Genomic DNA, 7,195 nt, shown 5'->3' on the forward strand with positions numbered 1-7,195 from the left:
TGATGCGTTTAGACAAATTAACCAGTAAATTTCAATTAGCAATTTCCGATGCGCAGTCGTTAGCATTAGGGCGTGATCATCAATATATTGAAGCAACTCACTTGATGCTTGCACTGCTAAACCAAGATAGTGGCTCGATTCGTCCTATTTTAGCTGATTTGGAAGTTGATATTAATTTACTGCGCTCGCAACTCTCCGGAGAATTAGACAAAATTCCAAAAGTTACAGGTATCGGTGGCGATATTCAGCTTTCTGCCTCGTTAGGTATTCTTTTTAACCTCTGTGACAAATACGCCCAAAAATCCAAAGATAAATTTATCTCTTCCGAGCTTTTTTTACTTGCCGCCTGTGAAGATAAAGGCCCGTTGGGCGCGATATTAAAACAGCTGGGTTTAAGCAAACAAAAAGTTGAAGCCTCGATTGAAAAAATTCGCAACGGCCAGAAAGTCGATAATCAAAATGGCGAAGGACAAGAGCAGGCATTAGCTAAATTCACTATTGATTTAACCGAACGAGCTGAACAGGGCAAGCTGGATCCGGTTATCGGGCGTGATGATGAAGTGCGTCGTATGGTGCAGGTTCTGCAGCGTCGCACTAAAAATAATCCGGTTATTATTGGTGCGCCCGGTGTTGGTAAAACTGCGATTGTTGAAGGACTTGCGCAGCGTATTATCAATGGCGAAGTGCCTGAAGGCTTAAAAAACAAACGGGTATTATCACTGGATATGGGATCGCTGATTGCGGGGGCTAAATATCGAGGCGAATTTGAAGAGCGTCTGAAATCAGTATTATCTGAACTGGCCAAGGAAGAGGGGCAGGTGATTTTATTTATCGATGAATTGCATACTATGGTCGGGGCGGGTAAAACCGATGGTGCGATGGATGCCAGCAATATGTTAAAACCGGCGTTAGCGCGTGGTGAACTGCATTGTGTTGGGGCGACGACACTTGATGAATACCGCCAATATATTGAAAAAGATGCCGCTCTTGAACGCCGTTTCCAAAAAGTACAGGTCGATGAGCCCAGCGTTGAAGATACCATTGCAATTTTACGTGGTTTAAAAGAGCGTTATGAGCTGCACCATAAAGTCGAAATAACCGATCCTGCGATTGTCGCCGCAGCGACACTTTCTCATCGCTATATTGCCGATCGTCAACTACCTGATAAAGCTATCGATCTGATTGATGAAGCCGCATCCAGTATCCGTTTACAGATGGATTCTAAACCGGAGGAGTTGGACAAACTGGAGCGGAAAATTATCCAGCTGAAATTAGAGCAAAAATCGCTACAAAATGAGAATGATGACGCGAGCATTAAACGTTTACAGGATATCGAAAGCTCCTTGGTGGATAAAAGTAAAGCTTATCAAGTGCTTGATGAAGTGTGGGAAACGGAAAAAGCGGCATTGTCAGGCACACAAAATATTAAACAAGCATTGGAGCAGGCGCGTCTAGATCTCGAGGTTGCAAGCCGTGCTGCTGATTTAACGCGTATGTCTGAGCTGCAGTACGGGAAAATCCCCGAATTGGAAAAACAGCTGGATCTTGCAACGCAAGCGGAAATGCAAGAAATGAGATTACTAAAACATAGTGTCACTGAAAATGAAATTGCGGAAATTCTCGCGCATTGGACGGGGATCCCTGTGGCAAAAATGCTTGAAGGCGAGCGTGATAAACTGCTTCAAATGGAAAAACACCTGCACTCTCGTGTAATTGGGCAGAACGAAGCGATTGATGCAATTGCCAATGCCATTCGCCGCAGTCGCGCAGGATTAAGTGATCCCGACCGTCCAATCGGTTCATTTCTATTTTTAGGGCCAACTGGCGTGGGTAAAACGGAATCATGTAAAGCCTTAGCTAACTTTTTGTTTGATAGTGAAGATAATATGGTGCGTATTGATATGTCTGAGTTTATGGAAAAGCACTCAGTCGCGCGTTTAGTCGGTGCACCTCCCGGTTATGTGGGCTATGAAGAGGGCGGTTATCTGACCGAGGCGGTTCGCCGTAAGCCCTATTCTGTTATTTTGCTAGATGAAATTGAAAAAGCGCATCCCGATGTGTTCAATATTTTGCTGCAGGTCTTAGATGACGGGCGTTTAACCGATGGGCAAGGGCGTACTGTCAATTTTAAAAATGCAGTGATTATTATGACCTCTAATATCGGCTCCGACTTGATTCAAGAGTCTTTTGATAAAGTTAGTTATGATGAAATTAAATCGGCATTATTTGAGCAATTAGCTCAACAATTTAAACCTGAATTTTTAAATCGAATTGATGAAACAGTGGTCTTCCATCCTCTGGGGCGCAAACACATCAAATCGATTGCGACTATTCAGCTGCATGCGCTGCAGCAGCGTCTTAAAGCACGAGATTATGAGCTGACCTTTAACGAGCAGTCAATCCAGTTGTTAGTCGATGCGGGGTACGACCCTGTGTACGGAGCAAGGCCATTAAAACGCGCTATCCAGCAGTTATTAGAAAACTCACTTGCACAAGAGATACTCTCTGAACGATTGCTAACGGGTAAAAAAATACTGGTTGACGTAAAAGAGGGGAAAATCCATTTTGTGCAGTGAATGAGTTACTCATTTAACTATTTAAAAATTAAATAGTCTAATATTGGGTTGGAAGAAAAGGGCAACAAACGGTGTCAATGTCCGTTAGATATGAGGAGCTAATTGCTCCTCAAAATACAATTCTACGGCTAGTATCATCTTATTTCTTAAGCTTGAATAAATCATCAAATGCTGCATGATCTGGCTCATGACAGTCTGCACATAGCTCTTCGGGTTTAGTTTCTTCATGCGGCATATGGCATTCGATACAGGGCATATCTTCCTCATCTCGGTGCTTCACATTGTGCTGCTTACCCTCAAGTATCCCGAATTCGTCATGGCATTCAACACAACTTTTATTTTCAAATTCAAGTTCCTCTGAAGGTCCCTCTTTTTTATGGCATCCCCCAGCACAATCCTGATCTTTAAGATGAAAATTTGCCAGATTATCAGCTTTGGGATTAGGTAAATCTTCTGCCCGGCTACTAGTTGTCAGGCAGAGAATAAAAGTAAGTAATATGGTTTTTAATAGTTTCATAATATAAGTTCCATGAATTATCAGTCATTGAGTCTCTAGGCTGGTGTCATCTGCCCTGCATATAGAATGAACATTCGCAATGAGAACACGCCAATCAGGGTCAAAATGGCACTGCTCAGTATGAAAGTATTGCAGTGTTTGAGTTTAACACTGGCAAGTTGATTCATAAGCAGAGGTAAAAACAGACCAATACCCACGACAGCAATCCAAAACAGATTTGCCCAAAAGCCGCCCCAGAAAGCCGCCTCTATAGCCAGTTTGTCCATTTCTCCCCCAAAGTTCATACCAATAATTAATATCATCAGTAAAGCTAACTCGGCCCAGGCAATCGGTTGTTCTAAACGATGACTTAAGGCCATACCAAAAGTATCTGCTTTAGCAGAGAATAGGATTGCAGCTAAAATGATGGTTGCCGCGATACCTGAAGACAAACCAGAGGCCAAGAACAGTAAGGGTAATACAGGCTGGTTAAGTAATGGATATGCCGTTAACGCTGAAAGCAGGAAACCTGTGTATACCCCAAGCAGAACGGCGAGTATTGCAATTGATATTTCAAGTGGCTTTTCAATTTTGTCTATTGTATTCCATAACCATAAAACGCCCGGTGTTTTCAGCAGCCAAGGCATAAAACGATTAATAAGTGCCATTAACTCTTCTCTAAACACTATGGCTATCCAGGCAAATGTTGCGATTTGATAGAGTAAAAACAGGGTAACTCCGCGTCCCATCACCGATTTAGGGTTGGCAAACTGATAAAAAATCACCTTCCAAAAATCAAGCGGTTTGGTTAAATCGACAATCAGGATAAGCAGACCCAAAATGACCATGCTCGGAACAAGAATTGCCGCAGCAATAATCAGTGGATTTTTTGCTGCGCTTTCCTGCGCTGACAGTTTCCACTTAATGACTAAAGCCAAACACATTGCTCCAGAAGAGATACCTAGTACAAACAGATAAACCGCGATAGGCCAATGCCATACAAGGGAATCAAAATGCAGGGCGTGATGCAGACTTTCCATCATAACTCAATCTCCCCTTTTAAGTCCGGTACCCGAAACATTTTCGGTTTGGTGCCCAAATGTTTTTTATAGCGATAAACGGTTTTCTGCTGCAGAGTTTGAACGATATCGCTGTTTGGATCATTGAGATCCCCAAAGATTAGTGCCTGCGTAGGGCAAACCTGAACACATGCGGGTAACTGACCTTTGGCGAGATTAGTCTTACGACAAAAATCACACTTATCAGCTGATTTAGTTACCGGATCAATATAACGAACCTTGTATGGACAGGCTGCAATGCAGTACATGCAGCCTACGCAACGATCCGGATCTACATCAACAATTCCCGTTTCAGTATCAATAAAAGATGCGCCAGTCGGGCAAACATTAACGCAAGGTGCATCTTCACAATGCTGGCAAGATTTCCTAAAAAACTTGTAGTCTGCATCTGGAAATTCGCCACGGGGCTCACTGCGAATAATTTCCAAACGACTTACTCCTTCTGGGACATTATTTGTTTCCCGACAAGCATCTACGCATGCTTCACAACCAATGCACAGCGTTTCATCGTGGATCATGGCATAGCGTTTACCGTCAACGGTTATGGTCTGTATAACAGTGGTGCCAGCAACACCTACGGTTGCAAACATCGTTGTGGCAGCAAGACCGGCTAAAAACTTTCTTCTTGAATGCTCCATTATTGATCTCCTTGCGGCTTGTCTACCGAACTGTGGCAATCAATACAAAGTTTGATCCGTGCTGTGCGGTTAATATTAATGACCGGATCAACTGGCTCATGTAATTGATGGCAAGAGGAACAGTTTATTTTTTTATAGTGTACATCGTGTGTCCATTCAGCTTGGCGGAGCTCAGCAGGAGTATGACATGCTATACATTGACCATTTTGCTGCTTTAATGGGGTTGGTGATTGCACAGAAAAGTTAATAATAGTTGAGCCATTTTTTGGATGTTTACCTTTGTCACCATGGCATGCCGTGCAGTTATTATAAAATTCCTCGCTGGCATGAGCGCCTTGCATTTTCATCGCTGCAATGTTTTTTAGCTTGCGCTTTACTTTATGGCAGCGGATACAGCGTTTGTTTTCCTTGAGCAGCTTTTCCATCTCTTTATCATTTGCAGTTTGCAGTGAGAAACTAGGCTCAACAACGACTCTGGTTGGTGCTGCGCCGCTTGCACTACTGTTCGCAAAACCAGGCTGGCTTAGCAAACATAAACTGATAAAAGTGAAAATTAGCGTCCGCTGCAGTTGTCTCATAATTTCTCTTTTTATCTAGGTATTAAGTCTATCTCGGATTAGCTTTGATGCCTCAAAGCGCCTTGCTTATGAAAATCAGGAAGAGATTGTTAGTGAATATGTATCTTCATTTATATATAAAATACCAGTTGGATCTTCCAACTGGTATTTTGCTTACAACTAACTGACAAAATGGTAGATGTTATTTGAATTCTAAATTCAGCACACCACGGTGGAATATGTGATTAATTTGCGTATTGTCAAATACAGCGACACCGAATGGATATACTTTACTCATATCATCAAACTGTACATCTTGAGTTGCCGCATGTTCACCTTTCGTCACTAATTTACGTTTAATTTCAAGTGTCCAGACTCCATCTTTCCAGACGCCGACGGTGGCAATATCACCGCGAGAACCGCTAAACGGCTTAGTGACAATGCCGGGGATGCGTTTGGTTTTACTGTAATCAGCAGTGAACGGCTGTTTCTCTGCATCAAAGATAACCACACTATCTTCTGTAAGCATAGGAGCAACGAACTTAGGCTGTTTGTTTTCTACGTTGTTTACGTAACCGCCACCTGTTTTATGATCACCTTTTCGTCCCCAGCCTTTATTCTTATCCGGATCCGTATTGCTGTCGATATATTGATCATCAATTTGCCCATTCGGGTTGGTACGTACACCTTTCCAGTGCCACATATCGATAGTTTGCCCTGGCTTGGTATATTTACGTGCCGGAGATTTTGTTTTTATACCATTTACTTTGCCGTCATCAGCACGATGACAGGCCGCATTACAGCCTTTTTCTGCGAATCCGTCGCTATTGATATCCCAAAGGATAGCGAATTTATCTTCGTAATAAGTATTGTCGTGACCGGTATCATCTTTATTTGCCAGCTGTTTCCAGCTGCCGTCTTCTTGCTGCATCCATGGAAAGCGGTTCATGCTGTAAGTAGGATCTTTGTAAGTCATTAAGAAGTAAACATATTGATCATCATAAAGTGATTTCATCTGTACCGTTGTTTTCTTAATGCCTTCATAACCATTATTTGGCTTGTAGGGAAGTTTCTTAAGTTTGACCTTAACATCTGGCGCTTTATCCCAGGCCGCATCAGCGATACCATCAATACTGATTTCCGACATGCTTTTAACGCTTTGTAAAGTGGTCGTTTTTGCTTGGACTGTTGCAAATGGAATTATTGAAAATGCGATAACGGTGCTGGCAATTATTGAAGTTGATCGTTTCATAGCTGTTATTTCCTTGTACAGTAAAAACTTAAATAGCTAGAGCACGCTTGTAGCTGGTATCTGCATAGCTATTTCAGGATGAACATGAGTGAAGGCATGGCTGTCGTCTTTGCCTTTCACCAGTGAAATTGTCAATATTTCAAGAACTTTTATCTAGGCTGAGTATCAATGACTCAACCCAAAGCTATCTTAAAAGTAGTGACTGCTATCGAAAATTGCGAATAATCCAAGTCAAAAACAGAACGTTATTTAATAGAACAGTATAATTTTTATAAGGTTGTGAGTTAAGCAACCTTAAAATCGCTCTCCATCGTTTGTAGTTGTACAGCCATTTGCTCAAAGTTTTCGTTAGCTAAGGCAATCTCATGGGAACTGCAAACGGTTGAATTCGCAATATCATTAATGCAGACAATATTACGGCAGATCTCTTCTGAAACCCTGCTTTGTTCCTCGGCAGCGAGTTGTGCTTACTTAATAAATTCATTTATTCAGCAAGCAAGTGCAAGTGATTTCTTAAACGCTATTTTTCACCTGAAAACAGTAGCGAGATAAGTTATTCACGATTAACTTACGCAAACTTTGTTGCAGTTTTATGGC

The 7,195-nt window shown here is 42.1% G+C and carries 6 protein-coding genes; 1 reads left to right on the forward strand and 5 read right to left on the reverse strand.

The window, feature by feature from the left end:
- Window positions 1-2: 2 nt before the first annotated feature.
- The gene (clpB, locus tag AC4GME_RS07270) at window positions 3-2,576 is read left to right on the forward strand and encodes an ATP-dependent chaperone ClpB (RefSeq protein WP_490375712.1); all 2,574 of its coding nucleotides are present in this window, start codon (window positions 3-5) and stop codon (window positions 2,574-2,576) included.
- Between the two features lie 139 nt (window positions 2,577-2,715).
- On the opposite strand, the gene AC4GME_RS07275 is transcribed toward clpB, so the two are convergent.
- The 5 genes from AC4GME_RS07275 to AC4GME_RS07295 form a co-directional block, all read right to left on the reverse strand.
- Window positions 2,716-3,093 carry a cytochrome c3 family protein gene (locus AC4GME_RS07275; protein ID WP_490375688.1) on the reverse strand — a complete coding sequence of 126 codons (378 nt, stop codon included), beginning with the start codon at window positions 3,091-3,093 and terminating at the stop codon, window positions 2,716-2,718.
- Between the two features lie 35 nt (window positions 3,094-3,128).
- Window positions 3,129-4,115 (reverse strand): NrfD/PsrC family molybdoenzyme membrane anchor subunit, encoded by a 987-nt coding sequence (gene nrfD, locus AC4GME_RS07280; RefSeq protein WP_490375687.1) that lies wholly within the window; start codon window positions 4,113-4,115, stop codon window positions 3,129-3,131.
- Window positions 4,112-4,789, reverse strand: coding sequence for a cytochrome c nitrite reductase Fe-S protein (gene nrfC / locus AC4GME_RS07285; RefSeq protein WP_490375686.1), 678 nt, complete (start codon window positions 4,787-4,789; stop codon window positions 4,112-4,114). Before nrfC ends, nrfD begins: the two co-directional genes overlap by 4 nt.
- The gene (locus AC4GME_RS07290) at window positions 4,789-5,367 is read right to left on the reverse strand and encodes a multiheme c-type cytochrome (RefSeq protein ID WP_490375685.1); all 579 of its coding nucleotides are present in this window, start codon (window positions 5,365-5,367) and stop codon (window positions 4,789-4,791) included. The genes nrfC and AC4GME_RS07290 overlap by 1 nt, the downstream gene beginning before the upstream one ends.
- 181 nt (window positions 5,368-5,548) lie before the next feature.
- Window positions 5,549-6,598: an ethylbenzene dehydrogenase-related protein gene (locus tag AC4GME_RS07295; protein WP_490375684.1), complete on the reverse strand. Its 1,050-nt coding sequence runs from the start codon at window positions 6,596-6,598 to the stop codon at window positions 5,549-5,551.
- Between the last annotated feature and the right edge of the window lie 597 nt (window positions 6,599-7,195).

The sequence above is a fragment of the Psychromonas sp. genome (assembly GCF_983033635.1).

Bases quoted from the DNA above. Each gene is read 5' to 3' on its own strand.
- nrfD (WP_490375687.1), bottom strand. From the start codon at position 4,115: ATGATGGAAAGTCTGCATCACGCCCTGCATTTTGATTCCCTTGTATGG.
- AC4GME_RS07275 (WP_490375688.1), bottom strand. From the start codon at position 3,093: ATGAAACTATTAAAAACCATATTACTTACTTTTATTCTCTGCCTGACA.
- nrfC (WP_490375686.1), bottom strand. From the start codon at position 4,789: ATGGAGCATTCAAGAAGAAAGTTTTTAGCCGGTCTTGCTGCCACAACG.
- AC4GME_RS07295 (WP_490375684.1), bottom strand. From the start codon at position 6,598: ATGAAACGATCAACTTCAATAATTGCCAGCACCGTTATCGCATTTTCA.
- clpB (WP_490375712.1), top strand. From the start codon at position 3: ATGCGTTTAGACAAATTAACCAGTAAATTTCAATTAGCAATTTCCGAT.
- AC4GME_RS07290 (WP_490375685.1), bottom strand. From the start codon at position 5,367: ATGAGACAACTGCAGCGGACGCTAATTTTCACTTTTATCAGTTTATGT.